This window comes from Methylobacterium sp. UNC300MFChir4.1 (genome assembly GCF_900110155.1).
Lineage (GTDB): Bacteria > Pseudomonadota > Alphaproteobacteria > Rhizobiales > Beijerinckiaceae > Methylobacterium.
Map to the genome: position 1 here is coordinate 36181 of NZ_FOCS01000026.1, position 16353 is coordinate 52533.

A 16353-nucleotide genomic window follows, 5' to 3' on the forward strand; every position below is an offset into this window, starting at 1 on the left:
CATCCTCGAACAGGGGGCGCGCCGTCGAAGATTATTTTGTATTCTCTTTCCGAACCACCCCGAAACCCGAGCCGCGATGCCCTCGTCTCCCGCCTATCTCGACCCCGCGACCGGGGCGACCTACCCGATCGAGACGCCGCGCTGGCGCTCCGAGACGGGCGGTCCGCTGATGATCACCGACCTGCCGGGAATCGGGCGGGCGGAGATCGACACGGGCCGGCGCTCCCTCTGGCGCTACGCCGCCGCCCTGCCGGTGGCGGTGGCCGACCCGGTCACGCTGGGCGAGGGCTGCACCCCGCTGGTGCGCCGGCCCTGGCGGGGCGGCCACGCCCATTTCAAGCTCGAGTGGTTCGCGCCCTCCGGCAGCTTCAAGGACCGGGGCGCCGCCGTGATGCTGTCGATCCTGCGCCAGCAGGGGATCGACGCGGTGCTGGAGGATTCCTCCGGGAACGGCGGCGCCGCGGTGGCGACCTACGCGGCGGCCGCCGGGATGCGGGCCAAGATCCTGGTCCCGGCCTCGACCTCGCCGGCCAAGACCGTCCAGATGCGGGCCGCCGGCGCCGAGGTCGAGCTGGTGCCCGGCACCCGTCAGGACACCGCCGACGCGGCCGTCGCCCAAGCGGAGTCGATCTTCTACGCCAGCCACAACTGGCAGGCCCATTTCCTCCAGGGCACCAAGACGCTGGCCTACGAGCTGTGGGAGGATCTGGGCTTCACCGCGCCCGACGCCGTGATCATCCCGTGCGGGGCCGGCAGCAACATCCTCGGCTGCGATATCGGCTTCTCGGAGCTGCTGCGCCGGGGGGCGATCGCCCGCCTGCCGCGGCTCTACGCGGTCCAGCCGGCCCATTGCGCCCCCCTGCACGCGGGTTTCGAGGCCGGCGCCGCGGATTTCGTGCCGGTCACCCCGCGCCCGACGCTGGCCGAGGGCGCCTCGATCGCCCAGCCGGTCCGCGGCCGGGAGGTGCTGGCTGCGCTCCGCCGCTCCGGCGGCGGTACCGTGGCGGTCTCCGAGGACGCCATCGAGGCGGCCCTGATGGAGCTCGCCCGGTCGGGCCTCTACGTCGAGCCGACCTGCGCCATGGCGGCGGCGGCGCTCACCGATCTCACCGCGCGCGGCGCGATCCGGCCCGATGAGACCACCGTGGTGGTGCTCACCGGCACCGGCATCAAGGCGACGCCGCGCATCGCCGAGCTTCTGGGCCTCGCCCCGTAATCCGGGCCCCCCGCCACGAGATCCGCAGCCGATCAGGAGGACACACCATGCGCAACAACATCCCCGCCACCGTCGGGATGCCGGTCGAGGAGGTGGACACCCCCTGCCTGCTGGTCGACCTCGACGCCCTCGAGCGCAACGTCGACACGCTCGGACGCTTCATGAAGGCGCACGGCCTGCGCCACCGGGCGCACGCCAAGACCCACAAGTCGTCCGACATCACGGTCCTGCAGATGGAGCGGGGCGGCGCCTGCGGCGTCTGCTGCCAGAAGGTCAGCGAGGCCGAGGCGCTGGTGAGCGCCGGCATCCGCGACGTGCTGGTCTCCAACCAGGTGGTGGCGCCGAAGAAGATCGAGCGCCTCGCGGCGCTCGCCACCCGCGCGCGGGTGCTGGTCTGCGTCGACGACCTCGGCAACGTCGACGACCTCTCGGCGGCGGCGGTCCGGTACGGCGTCACCCTCGAGTGCCTCGTGGAGATCGACGTCGGCGCCGGCCGCTGCGGCGTCGCGCCGGGCGAGCCCGCCGTGGCGATCGCGAAGAAGATCGCGGCGGCGCCGGGCCTGCGCTTCGCGGGCCTGCAGGCCTACCAGGGCAAGGCCCAGCACGTGCGCGATTTCGGCGAGCGGAAGGCCCTGATCCAGACGGCGATCGACGAGACGAAGCGCACTGTCGACCTGCTCAAGGCCGAGGGGCTCGACTGCGCCATCGTGGCAGGGGCCGGCACCGGCAGCTTCGCCATGGAGGGCGGCAGCGGCGTCTACAACGAGCTGCAATGCGGCTCCTACGTCTTCATGGACGCGGACTACCAGCGGGTGAAGGACGCGGACGGACGGCCGATCGCGGAGTTCGAGAACAGCCTGTTCATCTACACGGCGATCATGAGCAAGGCGAAGGCGGACGTCGCGATCTGCGATGCCGGCCTGAAGGCGCAGAGCATCGACAGCGGCCTGCCGGTGGTCTTCGGCCGGGACGACGTCGAGTACGTCAAGTGCTCGGACGAGCACGGGGTGATCAGCGATCCCGGCAACGTGCTGAAGCTCAACGAGCGCCTGAAGCTGATCCCCGGCCATTGCGACCCGACGGTCAACGTCTACGACTGGTACGTGGGCGTGCGGAACGGCCGCGTCGAGGCGATCTGGCCGGTCACCGCCCGCGGCATGACGTTGTAACGGGATTCCGAAGGGCCGAGGCCCTTCGGCGGGGCGTCGGGGCGGCGCCCCGACATCGGGCTCCGCCCGATACCCGCGAAAGGTCTCGACCTTTCGAAACCATGACTCGGGAGGTCCCTGAATCCATGCGCTTCATCTCCGAGGAGGACTCCGCCGCCCTGGTCGATCACGCCATGGCGTTCGACGCGGCCCGCGAGGCGCTGATCGCCGCGGTGGCGCCGGGGACCACCCTGTTCCCGGCGGTACTCGGCCACGGCTCGGAGCCGGCCAACCGGTTCTCGATCAAGTCGGGCTCCACGGCTGACTATGCCGGCCTGAAGGTCGGCTCGTTCTGGCCCGGCAATCCGGACCGGGGCCTGCCGCGGCACAATTCGGTGATCCTGCTGTTCGACCAGGCCGTCGGCCGGGTCGACACGGTGATCGAGGCCGGGCGGGTGAACGCCTACCGGACCGCCGCCGCCGACGCGGTGGCGGCGAGCGTCCTGGCGCGGCCGGATTCGGCGGTGCTCGCCGTGTTCGGGGCCGGCAACCAGGCCGAGTTCGAGTGCGCGGCGCTCGCCCGGGTCCTGCCGATCCGGACGGTGCTGGTCGTCGCCCGGGACGCCGCCAAGGTCGCCGGCTTTGCCGAGCGCCTGGCGGGGCAGGGGGCGTCCGGGCTCGACGTGCGGGCGGCCGCGCCCCGGGAGGCCTGCGCGGCGGCCGACGTGATCGTCACGGCGACGCCGGCCCGCGCGCCGCTGTTCGAGGCCGACTGGGTCCGCCCCGGCACGCACGTCGCCGCCATGGGGGCGGACGCGAAGGGCAAGCAGGAGCTGCCCCCCGCCCTGCTGGAGCGGGCGGCCCTGTTCTGCGACCTGCCGGAGCAGTCGCGCACCATCGGCGAGTTCCAGCACGCCTCCGCGGACGCCCAGGCCGGAATGCGGGCGCTCGGCGACGTGCTCCGGAGCGGGGAGGGGGGCCGGACGGATCCGGAGGCGATCACCGTGTTCGATTCCTCCGGCATCGCCCTGCAGGACCTGACCATCGCCCGGGCGATCCTCGCCAAAGCCGACGCGCGCCTGTAGGGGGAGGCCGGCGCCGGCCCTCCCCGCCCCGGCGGAGGACGGCATGCAGGACAGGCAGATCCGGGTCATCGGCATCGGCACGGGCGATCCCGAGCACCTGACCCTCCAGGCGGTGCGGGCGCTCGCCGACGTCGACGCGGTGTTCCTCCTCGACAAGCGCGCCGAGACCGCCGACCTCGTCGAGATCCGCCGCCGGATCTGCGCGGCCCATATCGCCAAGCCACACCGGTTCGTCACCGTCGAGGACCCGCCCCGGGAGCGCCGCCCGGCCGATTACGGGCGCACCGTCGAGGCCTGGCACGCCGCCCGGGCCGAGCGGCTGGAGGCGGCCTTCGCGGCCCATCTCGGGGCCGGGGAGGTGGGGGCGATCCTGGCCTGGGGGGACCCGGCCCTCTACGACAGCGTCCTGCGCATCCTCGACCACATCCTGGCCCGCGGGCGCGTACCGTTCCGGCGCCTCGTCGTGCCCGGGCTGTCCAGCGTGCAGGTCCTCGCCGCCCGCCACGGCGTCCCGCTGAACGGCATCGGCGGGTCGGTGCTGATCACCACCGGCCGGCGCCTCGCCGCGGGGTGGCCGGCGGAGGCGGAGAGCGTCGTGGTGATGCTCGACGGCGACCCGGCCTTCGCGCATCTCGACCCGGACCTGACGATCCACTGGGGCGCCTATCTCGGCAGCCCGGACGAGATCCTGGTCTCGGGCCGGCTGGGCGACGCGGGCGAGGAGATCCGCCGGGTCCGCGCCGAGGCCCGGGCCCGGCACGGCTGGATCATGGACATCTACCTGCTGCGCCGTGACCGCGCCGCCACGGACAGGGCCGGCGCGGCCGGCTAGACCGCCGCCATGCTGCGCCTGCGGGACTACCAGCGCGCCAGCCTCGACGCGCTCTCGGCCGCCTGGGCGCGGGGAGGGGCGGACGACGCGGCGCCCGGCCACCTGATCGTGCTGCCCACCGGGGCGGGCAAGGCGCTCGTGATCGCGGCGCTGGCCCGGGAAACCCTTGAGGAGAACCCCCTCGCCCGGGTGGCGATCGTCACCCACAGCCGCGAGCTGGTCGCCCAGAATTTCTCCGAGCTGACCCGGTCCTGGCCGGGGGCGCCGGCCGGGATCTTCTCGGCCGGGCTCCGGCGGCGGGAGGCCGGGGCGCAGGTGCTGGTCTGCGGCATCCAGTCGGTGGCCGACCGGCTCGACACGGTGGGCCCGCGCGACCTCGTGATCGTCGACGAGGCCCACCTGATCCCCCGCGCCGCCGATACCCGATACGGCCGCTTCCTGGCGGGCCTGCGCGCGCGGACCCCCGGGCTGCGGGTGGCGGGCTTCACGGCCACGCCCTACCGGCTCGATTCGGGCCGGCTCGACGAAGGCGAGCACCGGCTGTTCTCCGGCATCGCCTACGAGGCCGACACGTTCACGCTGATCCGGCGCGGCTTCCTGGCGCCCCTCGTCTCCAAGGCGACCCTCACCCAGCTCGACGTCTCGGGGGTCGGCCGGCGCGGGGGCGACTACATCCCGGGCGAGCTGGAGGCGGCGGTCAACCGCGACTGGATCACCCGGGCGGCGGTCGCGGAGCTCGCGGAGTACGGGCGTGCCCGCCGGGCCTGGCTCGCCTTCTGCGCCGGCCTCGCCCACGCGGAGGCCGTGCGCGACGCGGTGCGGGCGGAAGGGTATTCCTGCGAGAGCGTCTCGGGCGAGACACCCCGCCGGGAACGCGACCGGATCGTGGCGGCGTTCCGGGCGGGAAAAATCCGCTGCCTGACCTCGGTGGGCGTGCTCGGGACCGGTTTCAACGTGCCCGAGGTCGATCTCGTGGCGCTGCTGCGCCCGACCCGCAGCACCGGCCTCTACGTGCAGCAGGTCGGCCGGGCGCTGCGCTGCGCGCCCGGCAAGGCCGACGCGCTGATCCTCGATTACGCCGGTCTGGTGCGGATGCACGGGCCCGTGGACGCCGTGACGGTCCGGAGCGCCACCCAGGGACTGGGCGGGGCAGGGGCCCCGCGCGCCAAGCCCTGCCCCGGCTGCGGCGCCCTGATCCCGCTGAACGCCTCCACCTGCGAGGCGTGCTGGACCGAGCCGGAGGCGGACCCGGACGCCGAGGCCCCGCACGAGGCCGCCGCCGACGACGAGCTGGCGATCCTCTCGGCGGATCCCGGGCTGCCCGGTCCCGAGCCGGCGGGCCCTGCCCCGGTGGCGGAGGCCGGCGGGCAGGAGGCTGCTCGGCAGGAGGCCGCCTGGCATCCGGTCACGGCCCTGAAGCTCGAGGCCGCACCCGACGGGCTCGACCTCGTCCTCGGCTGGCGGGACGGCCCCGCCGAGGCGGCGTGGCGCGTCCGCCTGCGGCCCGAACGCAGCGGCTACGAGCGGGAGAAGGCGGTGTCCTGGTGGCGCGGCCTCGGCGGCGGCCGGGACGCGCCGATGAGCGCCGCGGAATTCCTGGAGCGCGCCGCGCTCCTGGCCCGGCCGGCCTCGATCCGGATCCGGCCGGGCCGGCTGTCGGAGCATATCGACTGTCGGACCCGGGATGGCCGGATCCTCGGCGACGTGCGCCGCTTGGGCGGGCGCGCCGCGTGAGGCGGCGCGAGTCGCGGCGGGGAGGGGGCTCGGACCGCCCTCGCCCGATCCGGATGCCGCCGAGCCGAGCGGGCCTCGACGCCGGGCCGCACCGCCCGGATCCGGAGGCGGCCGGAGACGAGATCCCATCCGGGCTCGCAGCCGGCCACTCACAGCGGCTCAGCCGGCGGACCACCCCTCACCCAGCCCGGTTTACTCGTTACATTCCATAATATATCTTATGCGAACAAGGGAGCAGCTGTGGGGGCTGGGTTGTCGGGTGCTGGGCGCCTCGACCTGGAGGCCGCGCGGTTGGATCAGGGCTGCTGATCGGTCGTCAGGTCGAGGCCGCAGGGTTGAAAGGCCGCGCGCCGCCGCCGGGCATGTTCGGCTCCGACCCGGGCCGCGACGCGCCCGTCGTCGCGCGCGACGCGGCGTGATCGCCACGGCGGGCGCGGGGACGAAGGGGCCGACGGGCGCCGAAGTCCGACGCTCCCGGGCAGGGCGGTCGGGTCAGGGGCCGGAGGCCCCTCCCCGCGGCGGACGGACTGGAACGACGCACGGCCGAGCGCTGCCGCGGCGCTCCGGCTAGCTCAGCGTCGCGCGCGGTGGCTGCCCGGCTCTTCGGGCGTGGCCGCCCGCGAACCCGGCGGCGATCTCCGACGCGCCCGGCGCGGTCCTGTCCGCGCGGGCGAGGGCACCTGCGCGTCCGGCCGGGCTCACCGGTCCCCTGCCCTGCCTGTCTGACCTGCCTGTCTGACGGCTCCCGAGCCGGATGGCCAACCCGGCGGGGCCATCCAGGCCGGCGGTGCGCGCACCGCGTCAGCGCATCACCGACACGCTGGTCAGCCAGAGCCGGCAGAGCCGCGGCCAGAGGGCGACCGGCGCCTCCGACCGGCCGATCCCGAAACCGTGGCCGCCGACCGCGAAGCGGTGGTACTCGACCGGTACGCCCGCTTCGCGGCAGGCCGCGTCCAGGATGCGGCTGTGCTCCGGGCTGATGACCGCGTCGTCGTCCGCCTGCACGAGGAACAGTGTCGGGCAACCGGACCGGATATGGGTCTGGAGCGACCAGTCCCGGCTCGCCGCCGGGCTCGGGGTCTCGCCGACGAGGGACCGCCGGGTGGTCGTGCGGTCGTAGGGCGGCTCCAGGCTCACCACGGGGTAGATCAGCGTCGCGAAGTCGGGCCGCGCCGACAGGTCGTCGGCCGCGTCGACGGGGTCGTAGGCCCGGAACGCGGAGCGCGCGGCGATGAGGCCGCCGAGGTGCCCGCCGGCGGAGAAGCCGAGCACGCCGACGCGGGCCGGGTCGATCCGGAAGCGCGCGGCCGCGGCGCGGATCAGGCGCAGGGCCCGCTGCCCGTCCTGGAGCGGCGCCAGGGGGCCCGCCGCCCAGCCCTCACCCGGCAGGCGGTAGGTGAGCACGAAGGCCGTGATGCCCTGCGCGGCGAGCCAGAGCGCGGCGGGGAGCGCCTCCTTGACCATCCCGATCCGGGCGTAGCCGCCGCCGCCGGCGACGAGGACCGCCACGCCGGTCGGCGTCTCCGGGGCGTACACCTCCAGGACCGGCACGGCGACGTTCTTCACGGCGCCGCTGTCGTCGCGGACCGGCGGACCCTGCGGACCGCCGCCGCCCGGCGGCTCGCCCGGCCAGAGCGGGATCCGCTCCGGTGCCCCGACGGCGTCGGCCCCCCGCGCCGACAGGACGGCCGAACCCGTGGCCAGGGTGAGGAGCAGAGAGCGGCGGTCGGGCACGAAACCGGGCATGGGCCCCCTCGCGACGGGCGCGGTCCCGTGCGGCCCGGTAGGCAAGACCGCCGTGCCGGATCGGTTCCCGGTCGGGCGCCGGTCCGGGGCTACAGGACCCGCGGCAGCAGCCGGCCGAGGAGATCCCGCCCCGGGAACCGGACCGGCGGCATCCGCAGGTCCGGCGCCGGCTCATCGCCGGGGATCGGCCCCTCGGCGAAGCGGGCCCCGGCGGACCAGAACCCGTCCCGCCGCGTGCCGATCATGCCGAGCCCGACGGGCTCCCGCGTCGCGTCGGGGCGCAGCCGTCCCGCCGCCCAGACGCGCTGCCAGCACCGGCGCCGCGACAGGTCGGCGTCCCGCCAGCCCAGCCGCGCGTAGCCGGCCGCCGCGAAGACCCGGTCCCCGGCGAAATCCTCCGGAATCCAAACCCAGCTCGAGAACACGTGGACCGTGTCGGCGCGGAAGCCGGCCGGATCCACCGCCCGCGTGTAGGCGCTCAGAGCCGTCGCTCGGTGCCGGCCGACATGCCGGCGCAGGCGCCCCGGCAGCGCCAGCGCCTCCGGGAAGGCGGCGGCGTCGAAGCGGGTCGGTGCCGCGCCGCGCTCCAGCGCGTAGACGCTGTCCACGAGGTGCATCCAGGGTTCGAGATCGACCTCCCACGCCTGCTCCACCGGCGCGAACCGGCGGACCCGTCCCTCGATCAGCCGGTCGGCGACGCGCCGGGCGGGCTCGGGAACCCAGTCCGGCCCGGCCTCGGTCACGCGGAGCAGCGTCGCGGGCCCGTGCGCACGGACTGCCTCGGCCAGGCGGGCGAAATCGGCCTCGGGCTCGTCGCGGCCGACCTTGCGCACCAGGATCTTCGACCCGTCGGCGAGCTCGTCCAGCAGCTTGCGCTTGAGATGGGCCAGCCGGCCGTACTCCCGCTCCAGCAGCACCTCCGGCTCGATCGAGCCGGCCGGATGCCCGGTATTCGCCCAGATGTTGTAGGCGACGCTGTGGCAGTAATAGGTGCCGCCGGAACTCACGGAGAGCCGCAGGTCGCCCGGCACGCCGAAATCCGCGAAGCCGCAGCGCAGGCCGCGGATCAGGTCCTCCATGGGCGTGTAGGAGAAGCGCAGCAGGCCGGAAGGCTCGACCCCGCCGTAGCGCTGCACGAACCCGAACTCGCAATTGTCGCCGAGGCTCCGAAAGGCGTGGAGCCGTTCGGCGAGGAGCGCCGCCGTCGTCCTGTTCTCGGTCACTGCATCCGCTCTGTCTCGCCGCGCCCGTCGCACCTCGATCGCGGCGGGGTAGGGCCATTGTCCAGTCCCCGCCCCGTCGTCGGGGCGCGCCCCACGCTCAGCCGGCCGGGGGCGCCTCCGGGGTTACCTCCAGGGGCACTTCCAGGCGGAAGCAGGCGCCCTTCTCTCGGGCCGGGATCGTCAGGCTGCCGCCGAGCTGGCGCGTGAGGCTGCCGACCACCCGCATGCCCAGGCTCTTCGAGCTGCGCCCGATCTCGAACCCCGCCGGAAGGCCGATCCCGTCGTCGGCAACCTCGACCACGAGCCCCTCCGGCCGCCGCTCGGCGCGGACCCGGATCTCGCCGCCCGCCGGGTGCGTCTCGGTCGGGTAGGCGTATTTCAGCGCGTTGGTGACGAGTTCGTTGACCAGGAGGCCGATGGGAATCGCCCGGTCGGCCGAGATCCGCTGCGGGCAGGCCGTGCAGGTAAGCCGCTGACCCGGCACGCCGCTGGCGAGGTTGGCCACCAGCTTCTCCAGGAAGGGCGCGAGGTCGAGCTCGCCCGGCACCCCCTCCCCTTCACCCTCTACCTTGTCACCTTGCCGCCAGAGCTGGTCGTGCACGCCCGCGATCGCCTCGACGCGGCTGCGCGCGTCCGACAGAGCCGCCTGAACGGCGGGTTCCTCGGCGGCCCGGGCCTGCAGGGCCAGGAGGCTCGCCACGATGGCGAGGCTGTTCTTGACCCGGTGGCTCATCTCGCGGGCGAGCAGGTCCTGCCGGGCGAGGGCGGCCCGCAGCAGGCTCTCGGTGCGCTGGCGCTCGATGGCGCCGCCGAGCAGGTTGGCGAAGCCCTGCATGAAGGCGATGTCGGCCTCCGCGAACATGCCCTCGCGGGTATCGTCCACCTCCAGCACCCCGAAGGCGCCGTCCCGGTTCTCGATCAGCACGTTGATCGCCCGGCGGATGCCGTGCTCGGCCATGAGCTGCGGCGTGCGGAACCGGGTCTCGTCGGCGAGGTGGTTGGAGATCACAGGCCGGCCGGTCTTGAGGGCGAATCCGGCCGGGGAGGCGAGATCGGCCCCGATCCGGGCCTTGCCGATCACGTCGGGCCCCCAGCCGACACCGGCCCGGACCAGCAGGGTGTCGGCGCCGCGCCGATATTCCAGGGCCTTGCAGAACTCGGCACCCATGCCCTGCGCGCACAGCTCCGCGGCCCGCTGCAGCAGGTGATCGACATCGGTGCCGCGCAGGGCCTCGACACCGAACTCCGACAGGATCGCCTGCTGGCGCAGGCGATAGTCGAGATCGGGCGGCGCGGGCGCGCGGCGCGGCTCGGGGCTCGGTTCCACTTCGGTCTGGCCGGTCTGCGGAGTCATGGAGGGCGGCAGGGTAGCAGGAAGGTGGCCCCGACGCGAAGCGTCGTCGCCCGGAGGAGCGCACCCGTCCTCGCACCCGTCGCCGCGAGTGTCGTCGCACGTGTCGTCGCACCCCGGCGGCCGCCCGGACCCCCCGGCCCCGTACGGCGTTCGTCCGTCGAGCACGCTTCGACGAATGCGTGGAGAAACGCGCGGAGGAACGCACGCATGGCCGACGACCTGAACGGACTCTCCGACAAGGCCCTCTCGATCCTCGCCTTCGCGGCCTATCACCGGCTCGTCAGCGGCGAGACGGTCACCTCGGTGATCCGCCGTGACGGCGCCGGCCACGAGGCCGACCCGGAGGGCGTGAAGGAGCTGGAGGGGCGCGGCCTCGTCACCGCCGGCGAGAGCGCCATCGACCTCGGCGAGACCGCGCAGGCGGCGGTCGAGACGATGGTCACCGCCCTGCGCCGGGAGGTCGGCCGCTGAGTGCGGCATCCCGGCCGTGGAAACCCGGGAACGCGCCCGCCGCCGGGCGCCTTTCCCCGCATCCACGCCCTCATTCACGCTCATATCCACGATGGAGACGCGCATGACCGCCAAGGCAAAGGTGAAGACCGGGGACGACGTCACCTACAAATGGGGCAAGGGCACCGTCTCGGGTGAGGTGACCAAGGTCCACACGCGGGACGTGGAGAAGACCATCAAGGGCAACACGGTGAAGCGCGAAGCCTCGAAGGCCGAGCCCGCCCTCGAGATCAAGACCGGCAAGGGCAAGACCGTGCTGAAATCGGCCTCTGAGGTCCGGGTCAAGTCGGCGTAAGCGCGCAACCTTCGCGTGCCGTGATCTTGCGCACATCGCTTTCTGCTTAAGGTCTCGCCGGAAGCGGGGCGGCGGCTATCTGTAACGGTTCCAGCCTCGGTAGCCGGGACCCCCGCATGACCATTCCCCTCAGGCTCACCCTGAACGGGCAGCCGCGCGAGATCGCCCTCGACGATCCGCGCGTCACCCTCCTCGATCTCCTGCGCGAGCGCCTCGGTCTGACGGGCGCCAAGAAGGGCTGCGACCGCGGCCAGTGCGGCGCCTGCACGGTCCTGGTGGACGGGCGCCGGATCAACAGCTGCCTGACCCTCGCCGCGAGCCTCGACGGCGCCGAGGTGCTGACCATCGAGGGGCTCGCCGAGGGCGACCGGCTGCACCCGGTCCAGGCGGCCTTCATCGCCCATGACGGCTTCCAGTGCGGCTTCTGCACGCCGGGCCAGATCATGAGCGCGGTCGGCCTGATCCGCGAGGGCCAGGCCGGCACCGATCCGGAGCGCATCCGCGAGGGCATGAGCGGCAATCTCTGCCGCTGCGGCGCCTACGCGGGGATCCTGGACGCCGTGCAGGACGCGGCCGCCCGGACCTCGGAGCAGCGGGAGGACGCGGCGTGAGGACCTTCGACTACATCCGCCCCGCGAGCGTGCCCGAGGCCGTGGCGGCCGGCCAGCAGCCGGGGACCGCCTTCCTCGCCGCCGGCACCAACCTCGTCGACCTGATGAAGGGCGGTGTCGCCACCCCGGAGCGGGTCGTCGACATCACCCGCCTCCCCGGTCTCTCGGCCATCGAGCGGCTGCCAGACGGCACCGCCCGGGTCGGGGCTCTGGTCCGCAACAGCGACCTCGCCCACGACCCGGCCTTCGCCAAGGCCTACCCGATGGTGGCCGAGGCCCTGCTGGCCGGCGCCTCGGCGCAGCTGCGCAACGCCGCCACGGTCGGCGGCAACCTGATGCAGCGCACCCGCTGCCAGTACTTCACCGACGCGGTCTCGCCCTGCAACAAGCGCGCGCCCGGCTCCGGCTGCGCGGCCCTGGGGCACGCCACCCGCATCCACGCGGTCCAGGGTTGGAGCGAGCACTGCATCGCCACCCACCCGTCCGATTTCTGCGTGCCGCTCGCCGCCCTCGACGCGGTGGTCGAGATCGCCGGGCCGGACGGTGCCCGGGAGGTGCCGCTCACCGCGTTTCATCTGCTCCCCGGCGACCACCCGGAGCGGGAGACCGAGCTGCGGCCCGGCGAGCTGATCACCGCCCTGCGCCTGCCCCCCGAGGCGGCCGCGTTCCGGGGCAACGCCCGCTACCTCAAGGTCCGCGACCGCACCTCCTACGCCTTCGCGGTGGTCTCGGCGGCGGCCGCCCTCACCCTGGAGGCCGGAGGCCGGATCGGCCAGGCCCGGCTCGCCCTGGGCGGGCTGGCGCTCAAGCCCTGGCGGGTGGCGGAGGCTGAAGCCGCGCTCGCCGGGCAGGCACCCTCCCCCGAGGCCTTCGCGAAGGCCGCCGAGGCCGCGCTCGCCGGCGCCAAGCCCACCGGTGAGGCCAACGCCTTCAAGGTCGAGCTCGGCCGCCGGGTGGCGATCCGCGCGCTAACCCAGGCCGCCGCGGGCACGCCCGCCCGGATCCCGGCCCTCCCCGCCTCCCCGTTCGGCATCGTCTAACCCTGCCCCCGGTCGGCGGCTCCAGGGCCGTCTTTGCGAGCGGAGCGAAGCAACCCAGGCGGCGCCACGATGCCCGGTGTCGCGCTGCCCTGGGTCACTTCGCTGCGCTCGTGATGACGGAGCGGGTCACCGCAACCGAAGGCTTCAACCGGAACCCGTCTTGAGGAGACCCGCATGACCGCGACCTCCACGCCCGCCCCGAATCTCCCCGCCGGCGCGATCCGGCACGGCTCCAGCATCGGCCAGCCGCTGACCCGGCGCGACGGCCCGCTCAAGGTGACGGGCCAGGCCCGCTTCTCCGCCGACAACCTGCCCCCTGGAACCCTCCACGCGGCGCTCTGCGTCGCCCGGATCGCCCGCGGACGCGTCACCGGCCTCGACGTGGCCGCCGCCGAGGCGCATCCCGGCGTCGTCGCGGTGATGCGGCCGGGGCACGCCCCGACGCTCGCCAAGGACCCGGACGCCAAGGACGGGCCGTTCACGTTCCGCCTCGACCTCCTGCAGAACGACCGCGTCCGCTACGCCAACCAGCCCATCGCCGTGGTGATCGCCGAGACCCTGGAGGCGGCCACCGAGGGCGCCCGGCTGCTCGCCCCGACCTACGCGGCCGAGACGCCGCGGATCGGGCTCGATTCCGGCGAGGCCTTCACGCCGGATTCGGTCGGCGTCGGCGCGCCGCCCGTCGAGACGGACGGCGACGTCGAGGCCGGACTCGCGGCCGCGTCCAAGGCGATCGCCGCCACCTACGAGACGCCGGCTCAGTATCACAACGCCATGGAGCCCCACGCGGCGGTGGCGAGCTGGGACGGGGACCGGCTGACGCTGTTCATGCCGACCCAGGCGCTCGCCATGTCGCAGGCAAGGCTCGCCGGGCTGTTCGGCATCGGCCCCGACGACATCCACATCGAGAGCCCCTATCTCGGCGGCGGCTTCGGCTCGAAGGGCGTCCCCGCCGGGCCGCAGGTGCTCGCCTGCATGGCGGCGAAGCTCGTCGGCCGGCCGGTGAAGCTCGTCCCGACCCGCACCCAGATGTACGGCCCGATGGGCCATCGCGGGCCGACCCGCCAGACCCTCCGGCTCGGCGCCGACGCCTCCGGCAAGCTGACGGCCCTCGACCACCACATCCGGACCGCCTCGTCGAGCTTCGACGACTTCTTCGAGCCGGCTGGCCGGGCGACCAGCACCCTGTACGCGAGCCCGGCCATCGCCATCCGGCACGAGGCCGTGCGGCTCGACACCGGCACGCCGCTGTTCATGCGCGCGCCCGGCGAGGCGACCGGCAGCGTCGCCCTGGAGAGCGCGCTGGACGAGATGGCCCACGAGCTCGGCATGGACCCGCTGGAGTTCCGGCTCGCCAACTACGCCGAGGTCGAGCCAATCACCGGCAAGCCGTTCTCCTCGAAGGCCCTGCGGGACTGCTACCGGCGCGGCGCCGAGGCCTTCGGCTGGGCCGGTCGCCCGCTGCAGCCCCGCCAGACCCGCGACCGGGACGGGTTCCTGGTCGGCACCGGCATGGGCACCGCCACCTTCCCGGCGCTGATCTTCGAGGGGATGGCCCGGGCCGAGATCCGCGCCGACGGCACCGGCACGGTGGAGCTCGGGGCGATCGACATGGGCCAGGGCTCGTGGACGGCGCTCGCCCAGATCGCCGCCGACGGGCTCGGGATCGGGATGGACGCCCTCACCTTCCGGATGGGCTCGTCAGACCTGCCGAATGCCGGCATCGCGGGCGGCTCGGGCCACACCGCCACGGCGGGCGGCGCGGTCCACGCGGCGGCCGGCGACGTGATCCGGCAGCTCGCGGAGCTCGCCACCAACGACCCCGCCTCCCCGCTCTACGGCGCCGGCAATGCCGGCGTGACCGCCGCGGGCGGGCGTCTGACCCGGCGCGACGACCCGGGCCGGAGCGAGTCCTTCACCGACATCCTCCGGCGGGCCGGCCGGTCGCGCATCGAGGGCCAGGGCAAGGCCGGCGCCGACCCGGCCGCGCAGGCCTCCTACGCCATGCACGCCCACGGCGCGGTCTTCGCCGAGGTGAAGGTCGATCCCGATCTCGGCCAGATCCGCGTGAGCCGCCTCGTCGGCGCCTTCGCGGCCGGCCGGGTGATCAACCCGCGCCTCGTCCAGAGCCAGTATTACGGCGGGATGATCTGGGGCCTGTCCTTCGCCCTGCACGAGCGGGCCGAGATGGATCCGCGCACCGGCCGCTTCCTCAACGACAACCTCGCCGAGTACCACGTGCCGGTGAACGCCGACGTGCCCGCCATGGAGGCGATCCTGGTCCACGAGGACGACGCGGTGGTGAACAACCTGGGCGTGAAGGGGGTCGGCGAGATCGGCATCACCGGCACGGTGGGCGCCATCGCCAACGCGGTCTGGCACGCCACCGGCGTGCGGGTCCGCGAGATGCCGATCACCCTCGACAAGCTGCTGGGCTGATCCAGCGCGTCGGTCGCGTGGAACCGGTCCCGGGCGCGTCGCGCCGCCCGGGTTTTTTTAGTATGGGGCATGCCACCCGGCGGCCGGCGGCCGCCGCAGCAGCGCGGAGACCGGCATGCCCCTCACCAGCGACATCGGCGGCGTCGTCCCGATCGCGCCGACCCCGTTCCATCCGGACGGCCGGATCGACGAGGTCTCCCTCGACCGGATGACCGACTTCTTCGGGGCGGCCGGCGTCGACGGCCTGACGATCCTCGGCCAGCTCGGCGAGGCCGGCAAGCTCGACCACGCGGAGGGAATCGCCGTGGCGCGGCGCGTCCTCGGGCGCACCCGGCTGCCGGTGATCGTCGGTGTCACGGCGCCGGGCTTCGCGGCCATGCGGTCGCTCGCCCGGGAGGTGATGGAGCTGGGCGCGGCCGGGGTGATGATCGCGCCGCCCAACACGCTCCGCACCGATGACCAGGTGGTCGGCTATTATCGGAATGCCGCCGAGGCCGTGGGCCCGGACGTGCCCTTCGTGCTTCAGGACTATCCCCTCACCTTCTCGGTCCAGATGACCCCCGGCGTGATCCGCCGGATCGTGTCGGAAAACCCCTCCTGCGTGATGCTCAAGCACGAGGACTGGCCGGGACTGGAGAAGATCTCGACGCTGCGCGGCTTCGAGGCGGACGGCTCGATGCGCCACATCTCCATCCTCGTGGGCAATGGCGGCCTGTTCCTCGATTTCGAGACCGAGCGCGGCGCCGACGGGGCCAATACCGGCTACGCCTTCCCGGAGATGCTGGTCGACGTGGTCCGCCTCGGCCGGGCCGGCGAGCGCGACGCCGCCCACGACCTGTTCGACGCCCACCTCCCCTATCTCCGCTACGAGCAGCAGCAGGGCCCGCTGGGGCTCGCGGTCCGCAAATACGTGTTCATGCGCCGGGGGATCTTCGCGTCCGACGCGCAGCGCAAGCCGTCGCAGGCGCTGACCGCGCAGGCGAAGGCCGAGGTCGAGTACCTGCTGGCCCGCCTCGCCCGCACCGACGCGCGGGCCCGTCTCGCGGCCTAGACCGCCCCCGCCGCGCCCTGCCCCGGCCGGAAGGCCGGGGCCCTCGCTCAACCCGCCGCGGCTGCCGGG

At 74.0% G+C, this 16353-nt stretch carries 14 protein-coding genes; 11 read left to right on the top strand and 3 right to left on the bottom strand.

From position 1 onward, the window contains the following. Positions 1–76 precede the first annotated feature (76 nt). The 5 genes from BMY19_RS25415 to BMY19_RS25435 all read left to right on the top strand — a co-directional run bounded on the left by BMY19_RS25415 (position 77) and on the right by BMY19_RS25435 (position 6015). Complete coding sequence (locus BMY19_RS25415; RefSeq protein ID WP_100253320.1) at positions 77–1216, top strand: pyridoxal-phosphate dependent enzyme; 1140 nt, start codon at positions 77–79, stop codon at positions 1214–1216. A 47-nt stretch (positions 1217–1263) separates the two neighbouring features. After that, positions 1264–2385, top strand: coding sequence for a DSD1 family PLP-dependent enzyme (locus BMY19_RS25420; RefSeq protein ID WP_056529946.1), 1122 nt, complete (start codon positions 1264–1266; stop codon positions 2383–2385). A 125-nt stretch (positions 2386–2510) separates the two neighbouring features. Next, positions 2511–3449: an ornithine cyclodeaminase family protein gene (locus BMY19_RS25425; RefSeq protein WP_100253321.1), complete on the top strand. Its 939-nt coding sequence runs from the start codon at positions 2511–2513 to the stop codon at positions 3447–3449. 43 nt (positions 3450–3492) lie between these two features. Further along, complete coding sequence (gene cobF, locus BMY19_RS25430; protein WP_100253322.1) at positions 3493–4281, top strand: precorrin-6A synthase (deacetylating); 789 nt, start codon at positions 3493–3495, stop codon at positions 4279–4281. Between the two features lie 9 nt (positions 4282–4290). Continuing rightward, a complete protein-coding gene (locus BMY19_RS25435; RefSeq protein ID WP_100253323.1) occupies positions 4291–6015 on the top strand; it encodes a DEAD/DEAH box helicase in 1725 nt (574 codons plus the stop codon). A gap of 801 nt (positions 6016–6816) precedes the next feature. Here the strand turns inward: BMY19_RS25435 and BMY19_RS25440 are convergent. The 3 genes from BMY19_RS25440 to BMY19_RS25450 form a co-directional block, all read right to left on the bottom strand. Further along, positions 6817–7761 carry an alpha/beta hydrolase gene (locus BMY19_RS25440; RefSeq protein WP_100253324.1) on the bottom strand — a complete coding sequence of 315 codons (945 nt, stop codon included), beginning with the start codon at positions 7759–7761 and terminating at the stop codon, positions 6817–6819. 89 nt (positions 7762–7850) lie between these two features. Then, a complete protein-coding gene (locus BMY19_RS25445) occupies positions 7851–8984 on the bottom strand; it encodes a hypothetical protein (RefSeq protein ID WP_100253325.1) in 1134 nt (377 codons plus the stop codon). A gap of 97 nt (positions 8985–9081) precedes the next feature. Then, positions 9082–10338 carry a sensor histidine kinase gene (locus BMY19_RS25450; RefSeq protein WP_100253326.1) on the bottom strand — a complete coding sequence of 419 codons (1257 nt, stop codon included), beginning with the start codon at positions 10336–10338 and terminating at the stop codon, positions 9082–9084. 207 nt (positions 10339–10545) lie between these two features. Between BMY19_RS25450 and BMY19_RS25455 the strand changes: the two genes are divergently transcribed. The 6 genes from BMY19_RS25455 to BMY19_RS25480 all read left to right on the top strand — a co-directional run bounded on the left by BMY19_RS25455 (position 10546) and on the right by BMY19_RS25480 (position 16284). Next, positions 10546–10809 carry a hypothetical protein gene (locus tag BMY19_RS25455; protein WP_020095533.1) on the top strand — a complete coding sequence of 88 codons (264 nt, stop codon included), beginning with the start codon at positions 10546–10548 and terminating at the stop codon, positions 10807–10809. 103 nt (positions 10810–10912) lie between these two features. Further along, positions 10913–11143, top strand: coding sequence for a hypervirulence associated TUDOR domain-containing protein (locus BMY19_RS25460; RefSeq protein ID WP_100253327.1), 231 nt, complete (start codon positions 10913–10915; stop codon positions 11141–11143). Positions 11144–11259: 116 nt separating this feature from the next. After that, complete coding sequence (locus BMY19_RS25465; RefSeq protein ID WP_020095535.1) at positions 11260–11754, top strand: (2Fe-2S)-binding protein; 495 nt, start codon at positions 11260–11262, stop codon at positions 11752–11754. Continuing rightward, positions 11751–12794: an FAD binding domain-containing protein gene (locus tag BMY19_RS25470; RefSeq protein ID WP_100253328.1), complete on the top strand. Its 1044-nt coding sequence runs from the start codon at positions 11751–11753 to the stop codon at positions 12792–12794. Before BMY19_RS25465 ends, BMY19_RS25470 begins: the two co-directional genes overlap by 4 nt. Before the next feature lie 174 nt (positions 12795–12968). Next, the gene (locus tag BMY19_RS25475) at positions 12969–15233 is read left to right on the top strand and encodes a xanthine dehydrogenase family protein molybdopterin-binding subunit (RefSeq protein WP_100253329.1); all 2265 of its coding nucleotides are present in this window, start codon (positions 12969–12971) and stop codon (positions 15231–15233) included. Between the two features lie 115 nt (positions 15234–15348). Next, positions 15349–16284: a dihydrodipicolinate synthase family protein gene (locus tag BMY19_RS25480; protein WP_100253330.1), complete on the top strand. Its 936-nt coding sequence runs from the start codon at positions 15349–15351 to the stop codon at positions 16282–16284. Positions 16285–16353: the final 69 nt, after the last annotated feature.